The 26,034-nt window shown below is 64.4% G+C and carries 25 protein-coding genes and 1 pseudogene; 5 read left to right on the top strand and 21 right to left on the bottom strand.

Annotated features, from left to right (window positions below; all coding sequences use genetic code 11):
• Positions 1-7: 7 nt before the first annotated feature.
• Positions 8-1,324, bottom strand: coding sequence for an isocitrate lyase (gene aceA / locus NG697_RS19145; protein WP_252614959.1), 1,317 nt, complete (start codon positions 1,322-1,324; stop codon positions 8-10).
• Between the two features lie 724 nt (positions 1,325-2,048).
• A complete protein-coding gene (locus NG697_RS19140; protein WP_252614958.1) occupies positions 2,049-4,985 on the bottom strand; it encodes a Tn3 family transposase in 2,937 nt (978 codons plus the stop codon).
• Between the two features lie 201 nt (positions 4,986-5,186).
• Between NG697_RS19140 and NG697_RS19135 the strand changes: the two genes are divergently transcribed.
• Positions 5,187-6,287: a D-TA family PLP-dependent enzyme gene (locus NG697_RS19135; RefSeq protein WP_252614957.1), complete on the top strand. Its 1,101-nt coding sequence runs from the start codon at positions 5,187-5,189 to the stop codon at positions 6,285-6,287.
• Positions 6,288-6,354: 67 nt separating this feature from the next.
• On the opposite strand, the gene NG697_RS19130 is transcribed toward NG697_RS19135, so the two are convergent.
• The 14 genes and pseudogenes from NG697_RS19130 to NG697_RS19065 form a co-directional block, all read right to left on the bottom strand.
• Positions 6,355-7,413, bottom strand: a complete 1,059-nt coding sequence (locus NG697_RS19130; RefSeq protein WP_252614956.1) for a DMT family transporter — start codon at positions 7,411-7,413, stop codon at positions 6,355-6,357.
• 179 nt (positions 7,414-7,592) lie between these two features.
• Entirely contained in the window at positions 7,593-8,060 is a 468-nt protein-coding gene (bcp, locus tag NG697_RS19125; RefSeq protein ID WP_252603553.1) for a thioredoxin-dependent thiol peroxidase, read from the bottom strand.
• A gap of 68 nt (positions 8,061-8,128) precedes the next feature.
• The gene (locus tag NG697_RS19120) at positions 8,129-8,854 is read right to left on the bottom strand and encodes a winged helix-turn-helix domain-containing protein (RefSeq protein ID WP_252603550.1); all 726 of its coding nucleotides are present in this window, start codon (positions 8,852-8,854) and stop codon (positions 8,129-8,131) included.
• Positions 8,855-8,865: 11 nt separating this feature from the next.
• The gene (gene allB, locus NG697_RS19115; protein WP_252603548.1) at positions 8,866-10,227 is read right to left on the bottom strand and encodes an allantoinase AllB; all 1,362 of its coding nucleotides are present in this window, start codon (positions 10,225-10,227) and stop codon (positions 8,866-8,868) included.
• Positions 10,220-11,407 carry a glycerate kinase gene (locus NG697_RS19110; RefSeq protein ID WP_252614955.1) on the bottom strand — a complete coding sequence of 396 codons (1,188 nt, stop codon included), beginning with the start codon at positions 11,405-11,407 and terminating at the stop codon, positions 10,220-10,222. Before NG697_RS19110 ends, allB begins: the two co-directional genes overlap by 8 nt.
• 25 nt (positions 11,408-11,432) lie before the next feature.
• On the bottom strand, positions 11,433-13,211 hold the full coding sequence (gene gcl, locus NG697_RS19105) for a glyoxylate carboligase (protein ID WP_252614954.1): 1,779 nt from the start codon (positions 13,209-13,211) through the stop codon (positions 11,433-11,435).
• A 163-nt stretch (positions 13,212-13,374) separates the two neighbouring features.
• A complete protein-coding gene (locus tag NG697_RS19100; RefSeq protein WP_256473090.1) occupies positions 13,375-14,427 on the bottom strand; it encodes a 2-hydroxy-3-oxopropionate reductase in 1,053 nt (350 codons plus the stop codon).
• On the bottom strand, positions 14,316-15,116 hold the full coding sequence (locus NG697_RS19095) for a hydroxypyruvate isomerase family protein (RefSeq protein ID WP_252614953.1): 801 nt from the start codon (positions 15,114-15,116) through the stop codon (positions 14,316-14,318). Before NG697_RS19095 ends, NG697_RS19100 begins: the two co-directional genes overlap by 112 nt.
• Before the next feature lie 224 nt (positions 15,117-15,340).
• The gene (locus tag NG697_RS19090) at positions 15,341-15,517 is read right to left on the bottom strand and encodes a CsbD family protein (protein WP_056340807.1); all 177 of its coding nucleotides are present in this window, start codon (positions 15,515-15,517) and stop codon (positions 15,341-15,343) included.
• A 166-nt stretch (positions 15,518-15,683) separates the two neighbouring features.
• Positions 15,684-16,313: a hypothetical protein gene (locus NG697_RS19085; protein WP_252612050.1), complete on the bottom strand. Its 630-nt coding sequence runs from the start codon at positions 16,311-16,313 to the stop codon at positions 15,684-15,686.
• Between the two features lie 176 nt (positions 16,314-16,489).
• Entirely contained in the window at positions 16,490-17,131 is a 642-nt protein-coding gene (locus NG697_RS19080) for an NADPH-dependent F420 reductase (RefSeq protein WP_252603538.1), read from the bottom strand.
• 105 nt (positions 17,132-17,236) lie between these two features.
• Positions 17,237-17,377 (bottom strand): annotated as a pseudogene (locus tag NG697_RS19075) (recombinase family protein); the annotation flags it as partial.
• A 499-nt stretch (positions 17,378-17,876) separates the two neighbouring features.
• Positions 17,877-19,580 carry a dihydroxy-acid dehydratase gene (ilvD, locus tag NG697_RS19070; protein ID WP_252614952.1) on the bottom strand — a complete coding sequence of 568 codons (1,704 nt, stop codon included), beginning with the start codon at positions 19,578-19,580 and terminating at the stop codon, positions 17,877-17,879.
• A gap of 82 nt (positions 19,581-19,662) precedes the next feature.
• On the bottom strand, positions 19,663-20,538 hold the full coding sequence (locus tag NG697_RS19065) for a DUF6671 family protein (RefSeq protein WP_252614951.1): 876 nt from the start codon (positions 20,536-20,538) through the stop codon (positions 19,663-19,665).
• Between the two features lie 277 nt (positions 20,539-20,815).
• Between NG697_RS19065 and NG697_RS19060 the strand changes: the two genes are divergently transcribed.
• Both NG697_RS19060 and NG697_RS19055 read left to right on the top strand, forming a co-directional pair.
• The gene (locus NG697_RS19060; RefSeq protein WP_252603449.1) at positions 20,816-21,760 is read left to right on the top strand and encodes a sodium-dependent bicarbonate transport family permease; all 945 of its coding nucleotides are present in this window, start codon (positions 20,816-20,818) and stop codon (positions 21,758-21,760) included.
• A gap of 5 nt (positions 21,761-21,765) precedes the next feature.
• Positions 21,766-22,068, top strand: coding sequence for a P-II family nitrogen regulator (locus tag NG697_RS19055; protein ID WP_252603452.1), 303 nt, complete (start codon positions 21,766-21,768; stop codon positions 22,066-22,068).
• Between the two features lie 59 nt (positions 22,069-22,127).
• On the opposite strand, the gene NG697_RS19050 is transcribed toward NG697_RS19055, so the two are convergent.
• The 3 genes from NG697_RS19050 to NG697_RS19040 form a co-directional block, all read right to left on the bottom strand.
• On the bottom strand, positions 22,128-22,604 hold the full coding sequence (locus NG697_RS19050; protein WP_252603455.1) for a universal stress protein: 477 nt from the start codon (positions 22,602-22,604) through the stop codon (positions 22,128-22,130).
• Positions 22,601-23,068 (bottom strand): hypothetical protein, encoded by a 468-nt coding sequence (locus tag NG697_RS19045; protein ID WP_252612163.1) that lies wholly within the window; start codon positions 23,066-23,068, stop codon positions 22,601-22,603. Before NG697_RS19045 ends, NG697_RS19050 begins: the two co-directional genes overlap by 4 nt.
• A 121-nt stretch (positions 23,069-23,189) precedes the next feature.
• Positions 23,190-23,537, bottom strand: a complete 348-nt coding sequence (locus NG697_RS19040) for a helix-turn-helix transcriptional regulator (RefSeq protein ID WP_252603460.1) — start codon at positions 23,535-23,537, stop codon at positions 23,190-23,192.
• A 102-nt stretch (positions 23,538-23,639) separates the two neighbouring features.
• On the opposite strand from NG697_RS19040, the gene NG697_RS19035 reads away from it, so the two are divergent.
• Positions 23,640-24,644: a TerC/Alx family metal homeostasis membrane protein gene (locus NG697_RS19035; protein ID WP_252603462.1), complete on the top strand. Its 1,005-nt coding sequence runs from the start codon at positions 23,640-23,642 to the stop codon at positions 24,642-24,644.
• Positions 24,645-24,819: 175 nt separating this feature from the next.
• Here the strand turns inward: NG697_RS19035 and NG697_RS19030 are convergent, their stop codons facing one another.
• Entirely contained in the window at positions 24,820-25,296 is a 477-nt protein-coding gene (locus NG697_RS19030) for a recombinase family protein (RefSeq protein ID WP_445260453.1), read from the bottom strand.
• A 45-nt stretch (positions 25,297-25,341) separates the two neighbouring features.
• Positions 25,342-25,500 carry a recombinase family protein gene (locus NG697_RS21500; protein ID WP_445260445.1) on the bottom strand — a complete coding sequence of 53 codons (159 nt, stop codon included), beginning with the start codon at positions 25,498-25,500 and terminating at the stop codon, positions 25,342-25,344.
• 45 nt (positions 25,501-25,545) lie between these two features.
• On the opposite strand from NG697_RS21500, the gene NG697_RS19025 reads away from it, so the two are divergent.
• Positions 25,546-25,872: a hypothetical protein gene (locus NG697_RS19025; RefSeq protein WP_252603464.1), complete on the top strand. Its 327-nt coding sequence runs from the start codon at positions 25,546-25,548 to the stop codon at positions 25,870-25,872.
• Positions 25,873-26,034: the final 162 nt, after the last annotated feature.

The following is a 26,034-nucleotide window of genomic DNA, read 5'->3' as shown; positions in this document are numbered from 1 at the left end:
TACGGGCTTAGTGGAACTGGCCTTCTTCGGTGGATCCCACCAGTGCCAGGGTTGATGCGTTCGGGTTGAGCGCGGTTGCAATGTCGTCGAAGTAGCCGGTGCCGACTTCGCGCTGGTGCTTGGTCGCGGTGTAGCCGCGGGACTCGGAGGCGAATTCCTTCTCCTGCAGCTCGACGTAGGCGCTCATGCCTTCACGGGCGTAACCGTGGGCGAGATCGAACATCGAGTAGTTCAGGGCGTGGAAGCCGGCCAGGGTGATGAACTGGAACGTGAAGCCCATGGCGCCGAGTTCACGCTGGAACTTCGCGATGGTGGTGTCGTCCAGGTGCTTGCGCCAGTTGAACGACGGCGAGCAGTTGTAGGAGAGCATCTGGTCCGGGAAGTCAGCCTTGACGGCCTCGGCGAACTTGCGTGCCAGCTCCAGGTCCGGGGTGCCCGTCTCCATCCAGATGAGGTCAGAGTACGGGGCGTAGGCCTTGGCGCGGGCGATGCAGGGCTCGATGCCGTTGCGGACCTTGTAGAAGCCTTCCGGGGTGCGTTCGCCGGTGACGAATTCCTTGTCGCGGGGATCGACGTCGGAGGTGATCAGGGTGGCTGCCTCGGCGTCGGTGCGGGCGATGACCACCGACGGGGTACCGGCGACGTCGGCCGCCAGGCGGGCGGCGTTCAAGGTGCGGACGTGTTGCTGGGTGGGGATCAGCACCTTGCCGCCGAGGTGACCGCACTTCTTTTCGGAGGCGAGCTGGTCTTCCCAGTGCACACCTGACGCGCCGGCCTGGATCATGGATTTCATGAGCTCGTAGGCGTTCAGCGGGCCGCCGAAGCCGGCCTCGGCGTCGGCAATGATCGGCACCATCCAGTCCTCAACCGTCTGGACGCCCTCGGAGAATTCGATCTGGTCGGCGCGGAGGAGTGCGTTGTTGATGCGGCGCACCACGGTGGGGACCGAGTTGGCCGGGTACAGCGACTGGTCCGGGTAGGTGTGGCCGGAGTTGTTGGCGTCGGCGGCAACCTGCCAGCCGGAGAGGTAGATGGCGCGCAGGCCGGCCTTGACCTGCTGCACGGCCTGGTTGCCGGTCAGGGCACCCAGGGCGTTGGTGTACCCGCCGGTCTTGTGCTCTTCGGTGAGCTGCTTCCAGAGCTTCTCGGAACCGCGGCGGGCCAGCGTGTGCTCTTCGGAGACGCGGCCGCGGAGCTTGACCACGTCCGAGGCCTTGTAGTCACGGGTCACACCTTCCCAGCGCGGGCTGGAAGCCCACTCGAGCTCCAGGGCGGCGGCCTGCTCTTCGGGCGTCTGCCCGGTGGGCTCAAATGCTGCAGTCATCGTTGTCTCCTTGTTTGCGCTCCGTGTTGTCCTGGCCGGCCGTTCCCTGCGCCTTTGCAGGAAGCGACCGGCTGGACCGGTGCGGTGTAACTTTTCCGTAAGAACAACTCTTCTTCAGATTCAGGCGGCTTTCTAGAGGTAAACCGAGGAAAGAAATGCACTTCTTCACATATTGATAAGAAACGTGTTTGGGCGCTGACGCCTGCCGAACACCATCAGCCGGACGAACCTAAGTCACCCTGCCCAAAGCGGCAGGGTTAACGTCCGGTGGTTTGGGCGCCGTCGTAGGGACGTCCCCGGCCGGGCCGGTAGCACGTCATCGAAATCGGCAAAATCCCAGCCCACAATGCTCCAGCAACTTGCCGCAGCACTGACCGGCAGTATTGATGGCCGCCGGCCGCGGGCCCCCGCCGGGGATAGTGCACCGCTGACCGTGCACCGAAGGCCTTGCCCCCGGCCTTGGTCCGTCACAGTCCCGCCAAGGACGTAAAGTTGACGCGGAAGTTTCCAACGAAGGAGCCTTATGCAGGAACGTATCCGTCACGCCGACATGCACGACCGCAACGATCGTTCGTAAGGCACCGTTTGAAGTCCCCGCCGACCCACGGAATACAAGGGACCGGTGTGAACGGTTGCCGTGTAGGAAACCACTGAACCCGCGGTGCCCCTCAAACCGCCCTTTCGGCTTTGTGCAGGCCCTGCAAAGCACGTTCAGAGCTGAGCGCTACGGAGAGCTGGCCCGTCGTGGCTCCGACGCGTAGGAGCCAAGGTCAAGGCTGGTGTTCATGTCGAGTTTGAAGGTTCCGTAGGGGTTGATGTGGGTCCAGAAGAGTGGGGTGAGGCCGCGGCGGTCTTCGGGTCCAAGCAGCTCGCTGAATTCCTTCTCTTCCAGGATGGTTTGCAACAGCAGGGTGTTGACCAACACCAGAGATGATTGCAGCAGGTGCAGCGCAAGCATGGAGACTTCGGTGGTTTCCCGGTCGGCGCCGGTCAGATCACGGTTCTTGCCGTAGAACACGACGTCATTGCCGCTGTTCCAGTTCTCCACAACCTGCAGGCCCGAGTTGATTTCCCGGCGCAGACTCTCGCTGACAAGGTAATCGGCGGCAAAGATGGTCCGGACAGCGCGGCCGAGTTCCTCGAGGGCCTGGTAGGTGGGGTGCTTTGGCCCGCCGCGGGTAAAGCGGCGCAGGATTGTCTCTGATTCGGCAGTGCCCAGGCGCAATGCCGTGGCGTACTTGACCATCTGGTCGTACTGCTGGGCAATGATGTCCCAGTTGATGGCCCGGCTCAGGACCGGGGTAATCTCCGAATAGATGCTCTCGCTCTCTGCCCGGTAGAGACGGATGGAGCCGATGTTCTTCAACCGGGGCAAGAGCTTGAACCCCAGGAGCTCGGTGAACGCGAATCCCACGATCGAAGCGCCATGGGTATCGACGTAGTTCGCCTCGATCTCGGCCTCGGTATCGTGGCGAAGGACGCCTTCGATCATGGCAGCGACTTCAGAGGAGGAACAGTTCTTCAGCTGCGAGTAGATACACGTCGATTTCTTCTCCACGTGCCAGTAGATCATCACACCGGGCCCGCCGTAGCGGTTATGCCATTCAGTCATGAGATTAGATTCCCAGGAGCCGAACTTCTTCGAGTCCGAGGCGCAGGCGTTTCCCTCGCCCCACCACTGAGGATTTCTGGCCTCAAAGGTCGCGTTGACGACATTCACGATGGCCTGGCGCAGGTTGTCCTTCGTGATGTAGGTTCTGCGCACGTGCCGCAATTCGCGCTCGGTCTCGGAGTGACCACCGGCATCAGCGATTGCCTTGATGCCCATGTTCGTGCCCAGCCCGAACAGGCACAGCAGCAGACGACGGCGCAGCGCGTCCTTGCCAAGGACTTCCCTGGACGCGATCGAGGTGAACCCCGGCGTGAAACCGGCCAGGAAGTCAGCTTCCTTGAGCACTTCGAGAAGGTCCAGGGTTCCCCACCGGGCCAGTACCTCGTCTTTGAGCCGGCCCAGGTTGGCGGGCTCAACGAGTTTTTCCAGCTTGGGTACCTTTATCCAGGCAGCACCCTTTCGCTGGGTAATGCTGACCCCTCCGGCGGCATCCGTCAGGAGAGCACGGTCCAGGGTTTGCAACGACTGGGCCATTCTGGTTTGCAGGTCTGCGATGAAGTGGCCCGGGTCCAAAGGCTTGCGCAGGGATTCATAGTGGAGCTCACGGGAAGCATCGAAGTCCGGGGGCAGATCGTCCTCAGGGTCCCGCCATTTACCGGCACCATCGACGAATACCTCACGCCGGCGCAGCGCGTCCCGTAGAGCAACGAGTACGCACAGCTCGTACGGAATCCGTTCCACCCTGCCCTTCTCGTCCTGGACTGCCGTGACCCAGTTCCTCGGAACTACCCCAGCAATGGGAACACCGTCCTCCGGGCTGAAGTACTGTGCCTTGCTTCCTGCGATCGCGTACTTATTCAAGAGATCGATCGCGTCCATCACCGGCCTAAACGCCGTGTTGTTGCACCGGAACCGCAGTACCGACAGCAACCCCGGCAGCATCCGTCGGTAGTAGTTTGAATACGAACCTCGCAGGACCACCCGGACCTTGCCTTGGAATGCCGTTTCGTTCGCTTTGGCTTCTCTCACAAGCTGCTGGAGTGTCTTCTCGCTCACCACCGGGAAAACCGCGTTCCTGACCGTTTCATCCGGATTCCCCACAGCAGTCTCGGCCAGACGGAAGAGCAGCGCCGTCTTACCGCGGACCATCTGCAAGTCCGCAGTGAGTTCCTTTTCAACCTTCCTCACGGCGCTGGTGTTGATCTTCAGCACCAAGACGAGCAACAGATCAACCAGGCTGTCAGCGATCTCCGCTGTGCGCTGATGACACAACGCAGCCAACAACGTCAGACGCACCGGTCGCGGCGCTTCCCATAAATCTGATGGATACATCCGGGAAGCCCGTGCCCTCCACGCGCTCACGACCTTCTCCGAGATACCGTCAAACAGCGCATCTGGCAGGTCCAAAGCCTGGGTTGCAGCAAGTTTCTCCACTTCAGAAAGGAGCGACTCAAGCCCGGCCGGCCCCGGATCGGACTTCAACGCACCCAGCAGCGAGCCCGGCGAAGCATCGGAAATGAGGGCTTCTAGCCGGGCCGCCCCGCCCGGCCCCAACACTTCAACCACCGTGGAACATAGACGCTGCTCAAACAGTGCCCGAGCAGCGCCAACAATTCGGCCCGTACGACCAGGAGGTTCGATCTTCTCTTGACGGCACCTCGCCAGTAGCGCCTCGGCAATGGCCGGATCCCGTACTTCAGATGGGCACACTCGAAGGGCGAGCCACTGAGAAAAAACAGGCTCATCCGCCCGAGTAAACTCACGGAATCCAAAAAGCGACCGGATCTCGGCGCGGTGATACTTTACCGAGCGGCCGCCCCAGTACGAGGCAAGATCATCAACCGGCACCGAAACCTGCAAGGCAACATAGTCCAAAGCACCTGCAGGAAGCTCAGACGGCCCGGATGGAAACCTCGCATGCTGCTGGAAAAACTTCAGGAGTACAGCGAACCCGGCTCGGGTCACCCCAGACTTTCTCGAGAAAAGGAATGCATCTTCTTCAACCAGCGTCCACGCATCAAGGAGCTCGCTGCTCAGCTCGAAACCCATAAGCCAAACTCAATCACACCTAGATTGCCCCTGGGGACACGCTCAGGAGTACTGGGCCCTAGTCGGGTCCGCAGCGAGTATCTGTTCCCAAATTCCGCGCTCGGCGTCGCCGTTCGTCTTCTGCCAGCCAACGAGCGGTTCGTGGAACTACGTGTTGTATACATAGAGTATGCGATGACTCATTCCACGTAGAGTGTAAAGATGACCATCCCAGCGGAAATCGACACACCCGAGATCATCATCGACCGGCACGTGCTCCAGCGAAATATCGACCGCATGGCAACGGCCGTCCGGGCCAAGGGCCTGCACCTCCGGCCACACGTCAAGACGCACAAAGTGCCCGAAATCGCTGAAATGCAGCTGGCAGCCGGAGCCGTAGGACTGACTGTGGCCACCCTCGGAGAGGCCGAAGTCTTTGCAGAGCACGGGGCCAAAGACATCTTCATCGCGTATCCGCTCTGGATAGGTCCCCGACAGGCTGAACGGCTCCAGCGCCTTGCAGCAAAAGCCAGGATCGCGGTAGGCGTGGACTCACGGGAAGCAGCCGAAACCATGGCCGCGTCGCTCGGCGATGCCGTCGGGGAGATTGAAGTGGTGCTGGAGATCGACAGCGGCCATCACCGCAGCGGGATCGCACCCGACGCCGTCGTCGGCGTCGCCCAGGCCGCAGCGCGGGGTGGGCTGCGCGTCACGGGCATTTTCACGTTCCCAGGGCACAGCTATGCCCCCGGCATGCCGCTGAAGGCTGCGGACGAGGAACGGTTGGCCCTCGGCAAAGCCGCCGATTTGCTCACCGCGGGAGGTTTCCCCATCACCCACCGCAGCGGCGGCTCCACACCCACCGCCACCCTCACCGCCGGCAACTCCGGAGCCACGGAAGTCCGGCCCGGCGTGTACGTTTTCGGGGACGCCCAACAGCTGGAACTGGAACGCTGTGCGGTCGAAGACATCGCACTGACCGTCGCGGCAACAGTCGTCAGCCGCCATGAAGGCACCGACCTCATACCGCGAAGGGTCATCCTGGACTCAGGCAGTAAAATCCTCGGCGGGGACCGGCCTGGCTGGACCACCGGCTTCGGGCGGCTCCTTGACCACCCGGAAGCCCGAATCACCGCACTGTCAGAACACCACGCCACCGTTGTATGGCCAGCGGAGGCAACGCTGCCCGCTCTCGGAGACCGGCTGCGTGTGGTCCCCAATCACGTCTGCATTGCCATGAACCTCGTCGACGACGTCACCGTGATCAGCGGCGGCGAAATCGTGGACCGCTGGCACGTGGCCGCACGCGGACGAAACAAATAAACCCCTGGAAGGCCTCACGGTGGACAGGCCTTGGGCGAGGGCGCAGCAGGGATCTGCCCAAGGATCGCTAGGGCAGGCGGCGCTGACGGGATCGGCGCAGACGGGATCGGCGCAGCCCGGATCCGGGCTGCCAGAACTTCCGCAGTGCTGATCCGGGCAGTGCGGCCACGACGATCGCGGCGAGTGTGAGCAGGGTGCCGAACACGGTTTGCGGATAGATGGCGCTGCCGGCCACTGGCAGCAGCCAGTCCATGAGCAGTGCGCCGATCAGCTGACCGGCGATCATGCTCAGCCCGGTCAGCAGCACGCCGATATGCCGGATCAGCTGGGCGCTCAGGACCAGGTTAATGCAGCCCAGCGCTCCGCCGGTGTAGAGCCAGGGCTCGGCCGGCAGCGTGGGTATCCCCTCGGTAAGGGCGAGTTTCAGCACCCAGATCAGCGCCAGCCCGAGACTGCCGACCACATAGTTAATCAGGGTCCCCGGAATCGGCGACCGAACCTGTGCGGCGATCTTGCCATTTACCGCGTGCTGGAACGTCATCAGGATCCCGGCCAGGACAACCAGTGCGAGCGGGACCAGCATTGCCGCGGGATCCGGCACGCCGGAGAGCCGGGGCGACACCGCCCAGAACACCGCGCCCACCGTGAGCAGCACACCGAGCACCCGCAGCGCCGTAATGGCCCGTTTGCCGCCGGGACCCAGCCCGATGCGGTCCACGGCCAGCCCGCTGACCGTCTGGCCGGTCACCACAGCCACCGTATAAATGGCGATCCCGACGCCTGCGACAAAGCTGGTCTGGGCAAAGATAAAGTACGCGCCGATGACGCCGGCGGCATGGAAGTACCAGGGGATGGTGCCCTCACGGGTGCCGGAGAGGAGTTTCACGAAGGCGGCGCGGCCGCTGGGGAGGACCAGTGTGGCGGCAGCCATGATCAGGGCGGCACCGCCGAAGCTGAACAACCCTGCCAGCAGCGGATCCTGCAGTCGTTGCCCCAGCTCGCCGTTGATCCGGGCCTGCAGTGGCAGGGTCAAGCCTGCGGTGACGGCCAGCGGGATGCCCGCGGCCAGTACGCGTGCTGCCGATCTGAGCTGCGGAACCGCACCGGCACTAACAGCCGAGCGCATCCTAGAAGGCTGCCGGGAAGGCGGTGGCCGGAAGTATCTCGTGTCCGACGCGGTGGCGGGTGTGCAGCATGGTGAAGGTGTTCCCCCGAAGGCAGATGTGATGGATCGTCCGCTACGTCAGGGGGACGCTGAATTTTATCACCGCGGAATCCCGCATGACCTGACTGTCCGGTGAGTCCTTAGAGGCCGAGCTCTGCCTTGAGCGCTGCGACGTGGCCCTGGGCCTTGATCTGGTACTGGGTGAGCGTGACTTTGCCTTCGGCGTCGAGCACCACGGTGGAACGGACCAGGCCGTCAACCACTTCGCCGTTCACGAGTTTTTCGCCCCAGGCGCCGTAGGCCAGCGCCACGGCGTGGTCTTCGTCGGAGAGCAGCGGGAACGTCAGGGCGAAGTCGCCGGTGAAGGCAGCCAGCTTCTCAGGCGCGTCCGGGGAGATACCCAGGACCTCGTAGCCCGAGGACTGCAAGCTGGCGAGGTTGTCGCGGAAGTCGCAGGCCTCGGTGGTGCAGCCGGGGGTGGCGGCTTCCGGGTAGAAGTACACAATGACGTTGCGTCCGCGGTAATCCGAGAGTGAGACCTTATGTCCTTCGGCGTTGAGCAGGGCGAAATCGGGGGCTTGGGTTCCGGCGAGGAGTTTCTGGGTCATGTTTCGATCCTTGACTTGTGGGGCAACCGCCGTGGCCGGCGATCAAATCTATGGGTGCAACGTACTGTCTAGATGCAGTATTCCGCGGGTCCGCGGACCGTGCTGCCCGGTCCGGGCACAAACTGGTAGCCGCCCCCGCGCACCGTGGCGATGGCGTGGCGGGCCGAGCCCAGCTTGCGCCGGACGCGTCCAACATACACGTCGATGGAGCGGAATGCCGCGCCGGGGCAGTCCAGGGATTCCAGGACGCGTTGCAGTTCTTCACGTTGAATCGTCCGCGACTGGTTTTCCACGAGGTACCTCAGGAGGCTGAATTCCATGTGGGTGAAGCTGACCGGTGCGCCGTCCAGAAGGACGGTGTCCGCGGCCAGATCAACTGCCAGGATGCTCCGCCGCCCGGCCAGGGAGACTGGCGGGTCGACGGCGGCGGGGCCGGGTCCGGCGTCGCGCGCCGTTTCTGAAACGGCGGTTCCTGAAACACCAGTGCCGCCGCCGGAAACGTCGGAAACGTCTGAAACCTCGGAAGCGTCCGAATCCTCGACGCCGGACGTTCCGGCCGCGGTCCACAGGTGGACTTCGGCCTCGGGAGCAAGCCGGCGGGCACGTGCCAGGACCGCCTTCGCCGCCTGGGCCCAGACCGCCGGGTCGATGTCCTGGCCTTCACAAGGCTGAAGCCACACCGCCAGGCCGCGCGGCTGAAGCCCTGGCTGGAGGCCCGGCCAGGCGCCGGGATGGGCGCCCGGCCGGGAGCCGGTACGCGGCCGCGGGTACGGGGCGTGGACGTTGACGGCCATCGTGCTGCGCCTCAGACGCCGCCGCGGCGGATCAGCTTGCCGCTGGGCGTGCGGCCGTCGATCTCGTTGCCGCGAAGGAACGTTTTGCGGACGACGCCGGAGAGCGCCTTGCCGTCGTAGGGCGTGATGGGGTTCTTGTGCTTGAGCTTCGTGACGTCCACAACGAACGCGTCGTCCGGCGCGAAGATGGAGAAGTCAGCGTCGTAGCCGAGGGCCAGCTGCCCCTTGTTGTGCAGGCGGGCGAGCTCGGCGGGCTTCTCAGCCATCCAGGAAACCACCTGCTCCAGGGGGATGCCGCGGTGCCGGGCCTCGGTCCAGATCAGCGACAGCCCCAGCTGCAGCGAGGAGACGCCGCCCCAGGCCACGGCGAAGTCGCCGTTCTCCAGGTCCTTCAGATCCAGGGTGGAGGGGGAGTGGTCCGAGACGATGCAGTCGATGGTGCCGTCCTGCAGGCCCTTCCAGAGCAGCTCGCGGTTGGAGGCCTCGCGAATCGGCGGGCAGCACTTGTAGGCGGTGGCGCCGTCGGGGATTTCCTCGGCCATCAGGGTGAGGTAGTGGGGGCACGTCTCCACGGTGAGGTGGACGCCGTCGCGCTTTGCACTCGCGATCATAGGCAACGCGTCCGACGACGAGAGGTGCAGGATGTGGGCGCGGGCGCCGGTCCAGCGGGCGCGCTCGATGACCTCGGCGATTGCCTTGTTCTCGGCGCCGCGCGGGCGGGAGGCCAGGAACGTTTCGTAGTGGTCGCCGCCGGGGTGCGGGGCGCGGTCGATCGCGTGGGAGTCCTCGGCGTGGACGATCATGAGGGAGTCGAAGGACTTGAGCTCGGCCATGTCCTCCTCCATCTCGTCCGCTTCGAGGTGCGGGAACTCGTCCACGCCGGAGTGCAGCAGGAAGCACTTGAATCCGAACACGCCCTCGTCATGCAGGCCGCGGAGGTCCTTCTTGTTGCCCGGTACGGCGCCGCCCCAGAATCCAACGTCCACAAACGCCTGGTCCTCGGCCACCTCGCGCTTGAGCTTGAGGCCTTCCACCGTGGTGGTGGGCGGGATGGAGTTCAGCGGCATGTCGATGATGGTGGTGACACCGCCGGCGGCGGCTGCACGAGTGGCGGAGGCGAAGCCCTCCCACTCGGTACGGCCAGGCTCGTTGACGTGGACGTGCGTGTCCACGAGGCCGGGGATGAGGGTTTCGTCGTCCGCCAGGTCAATGACCTGCGTGCCGGTGAGGCCGTTGCCGAACGGCTCGATGGCGACGATCACGCCGCCGCGGATGCCTACTTCACGGGCGGTGATGCCTGCGGTGGTGAGGATGCGCTGGCCGCGGATGACCAGGTCAAACGCGCCGGCCGCCGGGGTGGTTTCTTCAGACATGGATGTTCTCCTTGGTGTCGGTACGCGCTGCACTCTTAGGCAGGTGCACTCCGATGTGCTTACCTAATTCTTCAAGCAGGGGGCCTGCTTCGGCCATACATTTCTCTACATTGGACTCAAAATCGGTCAGGGCGTGAACCGCCGTGAACCCGGCTTCCGCAAGCTGTTCCGGGCTCAGCGTACTGCGGCCGCAGACGGCAATCACAGGGATTCCGGCACGAGCCGCGGCGCGGGCCACACCCATGGGCGTCTTGCCGAGTAGGCTCTGCTCGTCCAGGCTGCCTTCGCCGGTGATCACCAGGTCCGCGCCGGCCAGCCGCTGCTCCAGTTCAGTGAATTCGAGCACGACGTCGATGCCTGGCCTGCGTGCCGCGGCCAGCGCCGCGATGGCAATATAGCCGACGCCCCCGGCCGCGCCCGCGCCGGGTGCGACGGCGGCCCGCTCGGCTCGGATGCCGATCTCGCCGGCGAGGACCGAGACGAAGTTCGCCAAGGCGGCGTCGAGGGCGACGACGTCACTCGGGGTCGCGCCCTTCTGCGGTCCGAAGATCGCGGCGGCGCCGCTGGGCCCCAGCAGGGGATTGTCGACGTCGGATGCCAGGGTGAAGCGGGCATCCTCCAGCCGGACGTCCAGGCCGGAGAAATCGATCCGGTCCAGGCGTGCCAGGGCGGCCCCGCCGCCCGGGAGCTCGTTGCCCTCTTTGTCGAGGAAGACCGCGCCGAGGCCCTGCAGGACGCCGGCGCCGCCGTCGGTGTTGGCGCTGCCGCCAACGCCCAGGATGATCTGCCGGCAGCCCAGGTCCAGGGCGGCACGGATGAGTTCTCCGGTGCCCAGGCTGGTGGCAGTGGTGGCCGTTCCGGAGTCCGGGCCGCCGCCGTGGATGACAGAGGGCAGCAGTGCGAGACCGGAAGCCGCGGCCATTTCGATCACGGCTTCCCGGCCGCGGACTGCGAAGTCGGCCCGGACCGGCTGTCCCGTCGGGCCGATGACGGTGGCGGTCCGGCGGGTGAAGCCGGAGCCGACGGCGGCGTCGAGAGTGCCCTCGCCGCCGTCGGCCACCGGAATGAGTGTGGCCTCAAGGTCCGTCGCAGCTGACTGCAGTCCCGCGCTCAGGCGGCTGGCGACGTCGGGGGCGGACAGCGAGCCCTTGAACTTGTCCGGGGCGATGACCACGCGCATTCCGGTACCTCCTCTCAGTTCTGTTCTAGTCCAGCAGGGCGATGATCGAAGTGGGGGCGTCCGCGCCGCGGGCGGCCAGGTCCTCGAACTCGTTCACGGCGTTGATTTCCACGCCCATGGAGATGTTGGTGACCTTTTCCAGGATCACTTCAACCACCACGGGAACCTTGAATTCGCCCATCAGCGCCTTGGCCTTGTCGAACGCGGCCGGCAGATCGGACGGGTTTTCAACCCGGATGGCCTTGCAGCCCAGGCCCTCGGCCACCTTGACATGGTCCACACCGTAGCCGTTGGTCTCCGGGGAGTTGATGTTCTCGAACGCCAGGGACACGTTCTGTTCCATCTCGAAGCCGCGCTGCGACTGGCGGATCAGTCCCAGGTACGAGTTGTTCACCACCACGTGGATGTACGGCAGGTTGAACTGCGCACCTACGGCCAGCTCTTCGATCATGAACTGGAAGTCGTAGTCACCGGACAGGGCAACAACGGTCTCGTCCGGCTTGCCGCGGACTACGCCCAGGGCGGCCGGGGCGGTCCAGCCCAGGGGGCCTGCCTGGCCGGCGTTGATCCACTGGCGCGGGCCGAAAACGTGTAGCAGCTGTGCGCCGGCGATCTGCGACAGGCCGATGGTGGACACATAGGTGGTGTCCTTGCCGAAGGCTTTGTTCATTTCCTCGTACACACGCTGCGGCTTGATCGGCACGTTCTCGAAGTGCGTCTTGCGCTGCAGGGAGCCCTTGCGTGCGGTGCATTCGAACACCCAGCCGGAGTAGTCCGGCAGGGACTTCGCTGCCTGGCGCTCGCGTGCCAGCTCAATCAGCCCGTCCAGCGCCGCACCGGCGTCGGACGCTATGCCCAGGTCCGGCGAGAACACGCGGCCGATCTGGGTGGGCTCGATGTCGATGTGCACGAACTTGCGGCCGGCCGTGTAGGTGTCCAGGCCGCCGGTGTGGCGGTTGGCCCAGCGGTTGCCGATGCCGATGACGAAGTCGGAGGCCAGCATGGTCTCGTTGCCGTAGCGGTGGCTGGTCTGCAGGCCCACCATGCCGGCCATCAGCACGTGGTCGTCCGGGATGGTGCCCCAGCCCATCAGGGTGGGGATGACCGGAACATTCAGCAGTTCGGCCAGTTCCACCAGCTGCGCGGAGGCGCCGGCGTTGATGATGCCGCCACCGGCCACGATCAGCGGGCGCTCGGCTGCGGTCAGCATGTCCAGGGCCTTTTCCAGCTGGTTGCGGCTGGCCGTGGGCTTCTGGACAACGATGGGCTCGTAGGCGTCGATGTCGAATTCGATCTCGGCCATCTGCACGTCGAACGGCAGGTCCAGCAGGACCGGGCCCGGACGGCCGGAGCGCATCAGCTGGAAAGCCTTCTGGAAGGCGCCCGGAACCTGGCCGGGTTCCATCACGGTCATGGCCATCTTGGTGACGGGGGCGGCGATGGTCTGGATGTCCACGGCCTGGAAGTCTTCCTTGTGCAGCTTGGCCACGGGTGCCTGGCCGGTGATGCAGAGCATGGGGATGGAATCCGCCCAGGCCGCGTACAGGCCGGTGATCATGTCGGTGCCGGCAGGGCCCGAGGTGCCGATGCAGATGCCGATGTTGCCATCCTTGGCCCGGGAGTAGCCGTCTGCCATGTGGCTGGCGCCTTCAACGTGGCGGGCCAGCGTGTGGCGGACGCCGCCATTCTTCCGCATTGCCGAGTAGAACGGGTTGATTGCCGCTCCTGGCAGGCCGAACGCCTCGATGGCGCCTTCCTTCACCAGGATCGCGACGGCAGCGTCAACGGTGCGCATCTTAGTCATTGTGTACTCCTTGAAAAGTCTGTTTTTGGGTGTGCTGAAGGGAGGCCCGGCGAAACCATCGCGGGGCACTGTGGGCGAGCCGGCGTCGTAAATTACGACGGCGGCCGGCGTGTCCGTGTCGAAGTGCCCCGTCACCGGATCCGGTGGTTGAGCCTGTCGAAACCTACTTGCGGCCGGAAAGCTGCAGGACCTGCTTGAAGAGACCGGAGTGGTCGAGACCGCCGTCGCCCTGGTTGACGGTTGCGGCGACGAGCTGTGCGACGACGGCGCCGAGGGGGACGGCGACGTTGGCTTCGCGGGCTGCCGACGTGACGATGCCGAGGTCCTTGTGGTGGAGGGCCAGGCGGAAACCGGGGTCGAAGTTGCGGTCGAGCATCTTCTGGCCCTTCTGGTCGAGGACCTTGGAGCCGGCCAGGCCGCCGCCGAGGACCTTGAGGGCCGCGTCGGTGTCCACGCCGTAGGCCTCAAGGAAGGCAATGGCTTCGCCGAGGACCTGGATGTTGACGGCCACGATCAGCTGGTTGGCTGCCTTGACGGTCTGGCCGGAGCCGGAGGGGCCCACATGGACGATGGTCTTGCCGACGGCGGTGAGGACGGGCTGTGCTGCCTCGAAGTCGGCTGCCTCGCCGCCCACCATGATGGAGAGAACGGCGTTGATGGCGCCCTGTTCGCCGCCGGAGACCGGGGCGTCGAGGGGGCGGATGCCGGCTTCCTTTGCATCGTCAGCGAGGCGCTTGGCGACATCCGGGCGGATGCTGCTGGCGTCGATCCACAAGGTGCCCTTCTTCGCGTTGGCGAAGACGCCGTCTTTGCCGCTGACGACGCCCTCGACATCGGGGGAGTCTGGCACCATGGTGATGACGACATCGGCGTCCTTGACGGCGTCCGCGATGCTCGTGGCCCCCTGGCCGCCTTCGGAGACGAGTTTGTCGATCTTGTCCTGGCTGCGGTTGAAGCCGGTGACGGTGTGGCCGGCCTTGACGAGGTTAATGGCCATGGGGAGGCCCATGATTCCGAGTCCGATGACTGCAACGTTGCTCATTGTGGTTCCTTTACTGAAAGTCTGTTGGTGTTGCTGATTCCGGTGGTTGAGCTTGTCGAAACCTAGCGGCTGGCGCGCTGGCGGATGGCCCAGCTGAAGGCGGTTTCCGCCGGTTCCTTGTATTCGAGGCCGATGTAGCCGTCGTAGCCGAGTGCGCGGCTGCGGGCGATCCATTCGCCGAGGGGAAGCTCGCCGGTTCCGGGAGCCCCGCGGCCGGGGTTGTCGGCAATCTGGATGTGGCCGAAGTCCTTGGCATGGTTTTCGATGACGGCTGCGACGTCGTCGCCGTTGACTGCCAGGTGGTAGAAGTCCGCGAGGAGCTTGATGTTCTCTGCGCCGGATTCAGCCTTGACGCGGGAGATCACCTTGAGGGCGTCCGCTGCCGTGAGGAGCGGGTACTTGGCGGCGCCGCTGACGGGTTCGAGGAGGACGGTGCCGCCGATGCCTGCGACGCCGGCAGCTGCGGCGGCGAGGTTTTCGGCGCCGATGGCGTCCTGCTTCTCGGCCGATTCGCCGTCCACGCGGTTGCCGTAGAGGGCGTTGAAGGCCTTGCAGCCGAGGTGCTCGCCGATGCCTGCGACGACATCGATGTTGTCCAGGAATTCGGTGGAGCGGGCGGGCCAGGAAACGAGGCCGCGGTCGCCGCCGGGCATATTGCCGGCGTTGAAGTTCAGGCCCGTGAGCTGGACGCCGGCGTCCTTGATGGCGTTCTCAAACCCGGTGACCTGGGCGTCCGTAGGGACGGAGGTGTCGAAGGGCCACCAGAACTCGACGGCGTCAAAACCGGCAGCCTTCGCGGCTGCGGGACGCTCGAGCAGGGGAAGCTCCGTCAAGAGGATGGAGCAGTTCACTGTGTACGTCATCGTAGGTCCTTCCGAGGAGGGGCTTTGATCTATCTTCTCCGCTGCTTCACCCTTATCGAGTTTCCGCTTTGTGGAATTTAGATTCTGCTTTATGAAAAGTTTAGGGAAGGTGAGGGCGGGAGTCAAGGGGGCGGGTTGGGAGGGGGTTGGGACAGCAAACTCTTCCCGTCCGGGCATAAGAAACGGGCGACTCTTGGCAGAGCCGCCCGTTCGATTGATCGTACTTAGTGCCGCTTGAAGGCGTGCCTGATCTTTTCGCCCGCCTGCTTGAGGTCGGCCCGAACTGCGCGGGCCTTGCCTTCGGCCCTCATGCGGTCGTTGCCGCTGACCTCACCGGCGGCCTTCTTTCCCTTGCCGTGGAGCCTCTCCGCGGCGTTGTGGATCCTGTCACCCAAACCCATTGCGGTCCTCCTTGTGGTGCGGCCGGTTCGGCTGATTGCCGCCTATGCCGCCACTTAAATTGTAGAAAGGAATGGCCCCCACGGACCGGTGGGCAGCCTAAAAGATCTGCGGGAATGCGGGGGATCGAGGTAGTTCTGGTACCGGCCTCGCGGCTGAGTCCGGCCTTCAGCGACGCCGACGCCGGCGGGCTAATTCCCCGACGGCCGCGCCTGCCAGCCCGATGGCCAATGCCAGGAGGACGGTCGGGCCGGCCCCGCCGTCGGGTCCGAGCGTGGCCGTCAGGATCTGCCGGATCATCAGGGCCATCTCCTGCGGGTCCCGCTCCGGCAATCGTGTGCCCAGGACGTAATTGACGGAGATGAACAACGCCGGAACCACCCACAGAGCCGCCAGGTTCCCCGCCCACTCGCCGACCCACGAGCCAAAGGGCACGGCGACGAGACCAACACCCAGGGCTGTCAAAGCCCTGGACTTCGCCGCGATGAGCAGGAGCGCCACCAGGCCCGCGACGATAGCGGCTAGCACCCCTGCGAGCAGCCCGGCGAAATAGACGCCTGACATCGCTCCGTCCGCCAAGCCGGCGTCGAGCACTGAAAACGCCTGAACCGTCACCGTGGCCTGCACCGCGAGAACGCCGCCGGCTACACACCAGGCAACCAGCCGCCGTCGAGCGGGTGACCAGAGCCGCACTGCCAGGCCGGCGGCTGCCCCTCCCACGGTCATCAGCGCAACGAGCGTGGTGAGTTCGTATTGGCTCAATGGCAGGAGCGACACGGTCATCTGCTGCGGCAACACTCCCGCGCCCCAAAGGTTCTGCAGAGGAAGCTGCGCGCCGGTGACCAGCCACGGGGCCAGCCCAAGCAACCCGCCAGGAGCCCGAGCAACAGGGCGAGGGCTACGTCCTTGCCGATGGCGTGGGGTGGCATTTCGGCGCCAGAGGCAGGCCGGCACCAGGCACCGCCCGCCAAACGTCAGACGGTCCGCGGCGCCTTGGCCAGGGTCTCGCTGAGTTCAGCAGCGTTCTGCCGCACCACATTCGCCGGACGGCCCGGCTCCGCGCGCCAGCTCTCGGAGAGCGGGCCGAGGTCCACCGTGTCGAAGCCGAACTCGTCATATAGCTTCGTCACGAGCTCGCTGGCCTCGGCATTGTCGCTCGCGGTGGCCAGAGCGCGGCGGTTCGGGGTGCCGGGAGGCGTGCCGTCCGTGGTGATCTCGCTGTACCGGATGTGGTTGAAGCCCTTCGCCACCTTGGACGTGGGCAGGTGTTCCTGCACCAGCGCGGAGGACGTGGTTTCGCCGGCGTCGAGGGCCGGAACATGGCCGTCGCGCTTCCAGTAGTAGTTGCCGGTATCGATCACGATCTTCCCCGTGAGCGGCTCCACGGGGATGCTGCCGAGGCTCCTGAAAGGAATGGTCACGACGGCGCAATCGCCCGCCGCTGCTGCTTCGGCCGGCGTCGCGGCCCGGGCACGGGGTCCCAGTTCCGCCACGAGTGCGGCCAGCGTTTCGGGGCCGCGGGAATTGCTGATCACCACGTCGTAGCCGAGTTCCACCGCTTTGCGGGCAACCTGGCTGCCAATGTGTCCTGCGCCGATGATTCCGATGGTTGTCATATCCGGGGCAACACCGGCGCCCGCAGGGATATTTCGTTCGTTACGCCCTGCGACGGCATGCCAAGGCTAAGTCTCTACGGAAGGGGGAAGCAACGTTTCTCTCTGGCGGGAGAGCCGGTTCCCGGACACACCGTGATCAACGTAGAGGTCATCGCGTCGGACGCCGGCGGCCAGAAGATCCGCCTACTGCCGGTCGGTGGACTGCTGCCGCGTCGAAACGCGTGCATAACCGATCAGTTTCGTCATGGACTGCTCCGACGTGTCTCGTAGCTAGCGGTGGATACAGCGATTCAACCAGAGGGTTGTGAGACATAGTTACGAGAATCGCTGGCCGCGGACGAACTCGTACGATTGTGTCATTTTCAGAAGTCGTCTGCACGGAATTTCTGAAGTCCCCTGCACTCGTCCCCAGTTGGGGTTCCCGTGCGCGCAATCCGGAGGCTGAGCGAGAACTTTTCCGAGTGGGGCAAATGTCGAGGATCCACGTGCGCCGCCGACAGAGGCAGTGCCCGCCCCGCGCGGCCGCAGGTTTCGCTGTCCGTTGGAAGGCCCGACCTACTGGAAGGGTGTCCAGAGGATCACGGGACCTGGGGATGCACGGTGCTGGTGGGTCGTAGTGCGATGAGTGGAACGGAAAGTTCCGAGCTGCTCTCGGTCGTCTTGAATGATTCTGTAGTAGCCGACGAGTCCTCGGCTGATTCTCAGTGAAGTCACCGTCCGTGCACTGGAAATGGGTGCCTGTTATTTACCCGCAGTATGCGCCGGTGGAGGCGCTGTGGACCAGCTTGGCGTACTTGGCGAGCACACCCTTGGTGAACTTGGCCGGCAGGGGCTCCCAGCCGATCTTGCGGGATTCGAGCTCGGCCTGGTCAACCAGCAGGTCGAAGCTGCGGGCCGCGATGTCCACGCGGATCCGGTCCCCGTCCTTGACGAAGGCGATGGGGCCGCCGTCCACAGCTTCAGGGGCCACGTGGCCTATGCAGAGGCCGGTGGTTCCGCCGGAGAAGCGGCCGTCGGTGAGGAGCAGGACGTCCTTGCCGAGGCCGGCGCCCTTGATGGCGCCCGTGATGGCGAGCATTTCCCGCATGCCGGGGCCGCCCTTGGGACCTTCGTAGCGGATGACCACAACGTCGCCGGCCTTGATCAGACCCTCATCCAGGGCGGCCAGGGCACCCTGCTCGCGCTCGAAGACGCGGGCGGTGCCCTCGAAGACGTCGGCGTCGAAGCCTGCACTCTTCACCACAGCACCCTCGGGGGCCATCGTGCCGTGCAGGATGGTGATGCCGCCGGTCTTGTGGATCGGGTTGTCCAGCGCACGGAGGATCTTGCCATCCAGGTCCGGCGGGTTGATCGCAGCGAGGTTCTCGGCCACGGTCTTGCCGGTGACGGTGAGGCAGTCACCGTGCAGCAGGCCGGCGTCGAGCAGTGCACGCATGATGACCGGCACGCCGCCGATCTTGTCGACGTCGGTCATGACGTAGCGGCCGAACGGCTTCAGGTCGCCCAGGTGCGGGATCTTGTCGCCGATGCGGTTGAAGTCCTCCAGGTTCAGCTCGACTTCAGCTTCGCGGGCGATGGCCAGGAGGTGCAGGACGGCGTTGGTGGAGCCACCGAATGCCATGGTGACGGCAATGGCATTCTCGAACGCCTTTTTGGTCATGATGTCCCGGGCGGTGATGCCAAGGCGGAGCAGGTTGACCACTGCCTCGCCGGACTTGCGCGCAAATTCATCACGACGGCGGTCTGCCGAGGGCGGGGCGGCCGAGCCGGGCAGCGACATGCCCAGTGCCTCGCCGACGCAGGCCATGGTGTTGGCGGTGTACATGCCGCCGCAGGCGCCTTCGCCGGGGCAGATGGCGCGCTCGATGCGGTCAAGGTCGCCGAGGCTCATCTTGCCGGCGGCGCAGGCGCCGACGGCCTCGAAGGCGTCGATGAGGGTGACTTCCTTTTCGGAGCCGTCCTCCAGCTTGACCCAGCCCGGCATGATGGAGCCGGCGTACACGAAGACGCTGGCCAGGTCCAGGCGGGCGGCTGCCATGAGCATGCCGGGGAGGGACTTGTCGCAGCCGGCGAGGAGGACCGAGCCGTCGATGCGCTCGGCCTGCATGACGGTTTCGACGGAATCGGCGATGACTTCGCGGGAGACCAGGGAGAAGTGCATGCCTTCGTGGCCCATGGAGATGCCGTCGGAGACGGAGATGGTGCCGAACTGCATCGGGAAACCGCCGCCTGCGTGGACACCTTCCTTGGCGCTCTGGGCGAGACGGTTCAGGGACAGGTTGCAGGGAGTGATTTCGTTCCAGGAGCTTGCCACGCCGATCTGGGGTTTGGCGAAGTCATCGTCGCCCATACCCACAGCGCGGAGCATGCCACGCGCGGGGGCCGCATGAATGCCGTCGGTAACCACCCGGCTGCGGGGCTTGAGGTCCACTAATTGTGATGGTTGCATATCTTTCCTCCGGTGTTGATTTGAAGCTACGTATCGCACTGAACGCGTTGGGCAATGGGACGCGTCGAGGTTTGGGCAAGGGTCAAGGGTTGCAATATTCGCAAAAACGCGGGTCAGCGCGTGGTGGGTCGGTTACGTCGCGGGTGGAGCGGTGCCCGCAGGTGAGGCATCCATGAATCTCGGCGCGGGTCTCGCTCGTTGGCTCGCCGCAGCCCGTGCACGGGAGTCCTGCCACTCGCTCCACTTTCCAGAATCCCGGGGTGCCGCAGGCCGGACATCTGGAGCGAAGCTTCTGTGCAAGGTCTTCGGCCGCGAGACGGATGGTTTCCATGCGCGTCGGATTGGCGTTGGCACGCATGTCTGTCTCGAGAAAAACCTTGCCCTTGGCCGATCGGGCCAGCGCCCTCGAAAAGGCGAGCTCCAGCTCGGGCCAGGCGGCGATTCCCTTACGGATGCGGGGGTCGTGTCCGCCGTCCGGGCGAACGACCAGATGGTGTTCGGGGAATTTCGATTCACGGGCGAACGTTTGGGCCTCCGCCCAGTCCGCCGTCTGCAGGTGGGAGAAGTTCGTCTTGCCTTCGGCTATTCCAACGACCTCCAGCTCGCGCTCACCGTCGATCCAGATCATGAGTTCGATGTTCCAGGGGAACATCCCCATGTATGGATCCGGGCCAAACGAGCCCTCGTTGGCGATACCCAGCGGCAATCCCAACAATTCCATGCCCACCTGCGCCTTCTTACGCGCAGCCTCGAGCTGTGTGCCGGCGCGGGGAATGTCACGGGTGAAAGTACCGAGCAGATCCGTGTCGTAGCCCGTGACGTGTTCGAGCCGGCAGCCGAGCGCACGCTCGAGCACCGGGACGATCACCCGTTCCTTGCCATGCTGGGTAAGCAGAGAAATCCGTTCACCGGAATAGGCGGAAAGAAGGGTTGAATTGCCGGAATCAATACTGGTCATAACTGACCTTTCACTCTGAGCGCGAACTGCTGGAACTGTCGCAGCACACCCGAAAGGTAGGCATGATTAGTTAGAAAAGAACCGACGGCCGCCTCTCAGTCGCAGATGCTACGTCATACAATACATGAAGTTTTGATCGTGAATCAAATAGCGTGTATTAATGGGATCCTGGGATGCTGGTGCCCTCGGATGGACTGCAGTCCCGGAACTTGGGGGTGCGGGCCATTGCCCGTACCCCGACTTCGTAAAAGCTGGAAACGAACAAGAGAGCAACCACGTGATCGATCCCATTATCCTTTTCTTTCTGCTCGGTGCCACCGCCGGTCTGCTGCGTTCGGAGTTGCGTCTACCGGCTGCGATCTACGAGTTCGTCAGCATCGTGCTGTTGCTGGCCATCGGCCTCAAGGGCGGTATTGAACTGGCCAGGCAACCTTTCGGCAGCCTGCTGCCGCAAATGCTGGCCGTGGTGGCGTTGGGCTTTTTCCTTTCACTGGCTGCCTTCCCCGTGCTGCGTTACCTGGGCCGTTTCAAGCGAGCGGATGCGGCTTCCATCGCCGCCCACTACGGCTCCGTAAGCGTAGGCACCTATGCCGTGGTTGTCGCCTATCTTGGCAGCCGCCAGATCGCGTTCGAAGAGCACATGCCCCTGCTTCTGGTGTTGCTGGAAGTGCCGGCCATTATTGTGGGAATTGTCCTGGCCCGGGGTCTGTCCCGGGAGACCCGGTGGAGGTCGGTCGCCCATGAGGTTTTCCTCGGGAAAAGCATTGTGCTGCTCCTGGGCGGGCTGCTCATCGGCTGGGCGGCGGGGCCGGACGGGCTGTCGTCGATCGAGCCGTTGTTCTTCGATCTGTTCAAGGGAATCCTGGCTCTTTTTCTACTGGAGATGGGGCTGATTACGGCGACACAGGTAGGAAGCCTGCGCCGGTACGGACCCTTCCTGATGGCCTTTGGAATTGGCATGCCGCTCTTTTCGGCCCTGGTGGGGACCGGACTGGGCTGGGTGCTGGGCCTCTCCATCGGCGGTACCGCCGTTCTTGCGACGCTGGCGGCGAGTGCTTCATACATCGCAGTGCCGGCGGCCATGCGCATTTCCGTACCCGAGGCCAACCCCACCCTGTCACTGGCCGCCGCGCTGGGGGTCACGTTCCCGTTCAATGTCCTGTTTGGTATCCCGATATACCACGCCCTCGCGGTGTGGGCACATACTTTCGCGAAAGGATGAGACTGATGCAAAGCCATACACGCAAGCTGTTGACCGTCGTCACCGAAGCCGTACTTGAGGGCACTCTCGTTCGGGACATCGACCGGCTCAATGCCCGCGGATACACCATCACCGACGCGCGCGGCAAAGGCCACCGCGGCGTCCGCAGTGCCGGCTGGGAAGCGAACAGCAACATCCGCATCGAGGTGGTGTGCGACGAAGCGACGGCAGACGCTATTGCCGCCTACCTCCAGGAGCACTACTACGAGGACTACGCCATGATCCTGTTCGTGAGTGACGTAGACGTTTTGCGGCCGGAGAAATTCTAGGCCCAAATCGGGCCGCCAGCACCGGGCAAAGGGTCAATGGTGGCCGGAGTGCCGCGGCTTCAGCTCCGAGGGCGCACGATCAGGACCGGGCAGTCCGCATGCCGGAGGCACTGGTCACTCACGGAGCCGAGCAGCATCCCGACGAGCCCGCCATGACCGCGCGATCCGACAACCAGCATGCGGGCGTCCCGTGAGATGTCAATGAGGCTCTTGGCGGCGCCGGCGTGAACGGCCCTGTAGCTGACGGAGAGCGTGGAGTATCTGTCGACCCTCGTGTGCACATCCCGCACGAGCTCGCCATGCACCGCCGTTGCGTACTCGTCAAAGGACGACACATATCCGAACTCCCAGCCGGGCGGGCGAGGGGCAGCAGCGAGAGACCAGGCCCGCACGATGACGACGGGGACCTCCAGCTGGTCCGCGAGTCCAAGTGCCGTGTCCAGGGCGTAGTCTGCGCAGGCGGATCCATCATGCCCGACCACGATGCTGTTGCCCGGTGCCGGGTTCAGACCGTCACCCAGGCTTTCCTGACTCACTGATGGTTCTCCCTGCTGCTGGAGGCCAAAACTGCACCGGTTGCCGGCCGGCGGATGGCACCGCGGCCGCGGGCCAGGCGCTCCAATGCTGAGGCAATACGGCGGGTCCGCCCGTACTCAGAGCCACCGCCCCGGTAGGTCATCAAGACAGTTTCAAATGTGACCCCGGCGGGATCCAGCACCTGATGCCCGAGACGCTGCAACCAGAGCATCTCCAGGTTCCTGCGCGCGGTGACGAACCGGACCAGGGCGGCGTCCGTCGTGAAGCCCAAACGGGGCCGGGCGAGAGCGATCAGCAGGCGGGCACCGGCACCGCGCGCCTGCGTGGCCGCCGCGGCCAAGACGTCCGCAGCGCCTGACTCAGCGACGATGACGATGAGATACACCGGCCCCGCGGAATCCGCGATGGTGGCGGGAACACCGCCGGGAAGCTGCGGTCTGAAACGTGCCTCTCGATTGTTCAAGAGCGAGCTCCTTCCAAACCGCCGCCGCAAAGCCTCGCCGAGGACACTGCAGCCGGCCACCCCACCACCCCGTGCGGTAGCGTATGATTCAATCAATGAACTTAGATTAGCGAATTATAGTTCAGGTGTCTAGGGTGCGGGAGGTGGGTTCAGGGACGAGGACCGCGAGGAGTTCGTCCAGTTCGTGGCCGGCATCGACGGGATGGCGGAAGGGGCGGCCGGTGGCGACGGTGTAGCTGTTGCGGCGTCCGTTACGGGTTCTGGTGATATATCCGGCCTCCACAAGGTCGGCAGTTATCTTTTGCGCAGCGCGCTCCGTGACTCCCACCCGGGTGGCGACGTCGCGCATGCGGATCTGCGGATCTCGGGCGATGGTGAGCAGGACGTGGGCGTGGTTGGTGAGGAACGTCCACTGCGTCTCGGCGGCGGCCCCGGCGGGTGTCCCTGAGTCAAAATCCTTGGTTGCCATTTCAAGGACAATAGTCGATCGGACCCGCAGGCGCCCGGTCGGCGGCCGGGAGTGCAGGGAAAGCAATCAGTCAGTTTCAGTTGATGACAAGAAAGGCCACCAATGCTCGAAGTCAGTGTACTTCGCTGGACGCTCACCATCGGACTTATTCTCGGGCTGCTCGCCCTGGATCTTGGACTGGCTGCCGCACGGCCGCACGTCGTGAAGTTCCGCGAGGCCGCAATTTCATCGATTCTTTATATTGCCGTGGCCATTGCCTTCGGACTGGTCTTCGCAATGCAGGTGGGCTGGGACTATGGCGCGGAATTCTTTGCCGGCTACATCGTCGAAAAAAGCCTGTCCATCGATAACCTCTTCGTCTTCGTGATCATCATGTCGACCTTCGCCGTGCCAGAGAAGTACCAGCAGAAGGTCCTGATCTTCGGCATAGCAATGGCTCTGGTCCTGCGGGCGATCTTCATCGCCCTGGGCGCAGCACTGCTCCAGCTGTTTTCCTTCATGTTCCTGATCTTCGGCCTGATCCTGATTGTGACGGCTGTGCAGCTTTACCGGCACCGCAACGCCGACCCGGATGTCCATGACAACGTGCTGGTCCGGGTGGCCCGCCGCGCGCTGACCGTCACGAAGGACTACGAGGGCGGCCGGATGTTCACACGCAGCGCCGGACGCCGGGCAGTGACGCCCCTGTTCATTGTGCTGCTCGCAATTGGCAGCACCGACCTGCTGTTCGCGCTCGACTCAATCCCGGCCATTTTCGGCATCACCGCCGAACCCTATATTGTCTTCACCGCCAACGCCTTCGCCCTGCTAGGGCTGCGGGCCCTGTTTTTCCTCGTCAAGGGGCTTCTGGACCGCCTGGTCTACCTCTCCACCGGCCTGGCGATTATCCTGGCTTTCATCGGCGTGAAACTGGTCCTGCACTGGGGGCATGGCCTCGATGGCCGGGTGCCGGAGATCAGCACCAACCTCAGCCTCGTCGTCATCGCAGTCGTCCTGACAGTGACCACGATCGCAAGCCTGATCAAGGTCCGCCTGGATCCCACCGCACGCGCCCACGCAGGATCTCTCACAACAGAGGATAAGTCCGACTCAGACCGGTCCGGCTGACCAGGCACATGAACTCGTTGGCCGTCGGCGGAAGAGTTTAGCGACGGCTGGCACTACGTGCCTGTTCGAAGCAGCAGGTTGACGGGCCGACGGGCTGTGTGGATCCAAACGGCTGGTCCACCGGCTGCCTTAGCCGCCTCTGGCCCCGGTCAGCTCAGTGCCGGTCGTGGCACTATCACTCGCCACCGGGCAGCGTACTGTGCCCGCACGTGACGGGCCCGGCCATCCCGCCGGCGGACCCGCTCGAAAACCTCCATTCCAAAATTGGTTCCGCATGTCTAGCCTCTTGAGAGGACCTTTGCCCCGTCCGGGCGCAGTTCGCCGCTGGGCGACACGTGCCGGTACAGGGTCTGCCGCGTGATGCCGAGTTCGGTGCGGAGATCGCTGACCTGGTGCCAGGTTGCCCCATGGAAGCCATAGCCAGGCGGAGCTTCGCCGGGGTCATCTTGTAGGGACGTCCCCCGTTCCGGCCCCTGGCGCGGGCGGAGGCCAGTCCGGCGAGGGTGCGTTCGGAGATGGGTTCCCGTTCGAATTCGGCTAAGGCGGCGAAGATCCCGAAGACGAGTTTCCCGGAGGCGGTGGTGGTGTCAATGGCCGCGCCCTGGCCGGTGAGGACCTTCAGTCCGATGCCGCGCTCGGTCAGGTCGTGCACGATATTGACCAGATGCCGCAGGTCACGCCCCAGCCGGTCGAGTTTCTATACGACCAGGGTGTCACCGTGACGCAGGGCTTTGAGGCACGCGGCCAGGTGAGGCAGGTCATCCTTCTTCCCTGAGGCCTTGTCTTCGTAGAGGGAGTCCGTATCGATGCCGGCGGCGACGAGCATGCCGAGGGGATGTTCCTCTTCGTTCATCACGGCGACGGCCTCGCATACGGAGGGGGTCCGATCCGCTCAACCGATGTGTGGACAAACACCCTGAACGAGCAGACCTATACGATCACGGAGTCAGGCCAGGCACGGGACCACAAAATCACCGACAACGGCGATGGCACCCTGACCGTCGAGATCGCTGTCTCCGGCGTCCAGAAGGTCTATGGCCCGGACGGTAAGCGTCTGTTCATGGACACGGGTACCTTCAGGTTCGCGATTCTCATTGATCACGGCGGCACGCCTGCTGACCCCTCCGACGACGAGTTCATTAGGGACCTCGGCGAGACGGCCAGTCACGGGCAAGCGGACACGGCAGGACGCGACTTCTGCGAAGACCTCGTCACCTTCATCGGTTAATAAATTCAAGCGGCCCTGGGAAAACGCCCGGACGGACCTTTTCAACCACATCTTCCCGCGGCCGGCAAAGACCTGACTGGCCGCCCGGGACCGAAACAACCAAGGACCCACTGTGGAACACGACCGGCAGCAGGGCCGGGTAATCCGGTATGCCGCGAACTA

Origin of the sequence: Pseudarthrobacter raffinosi (assembly GCF_023913835.1) — a bacterium.
GTDB lineage: Bacteria > Actinomycetota > Actinomycetes > Actinomycetales > Micrococcaceae > Arthrobacter > Arthrobacter raffinosi.
Note: the sequence above shows the minus strand (reverse complement) of the source record. Positions and strands in the feature narration are given on the sequence as shown.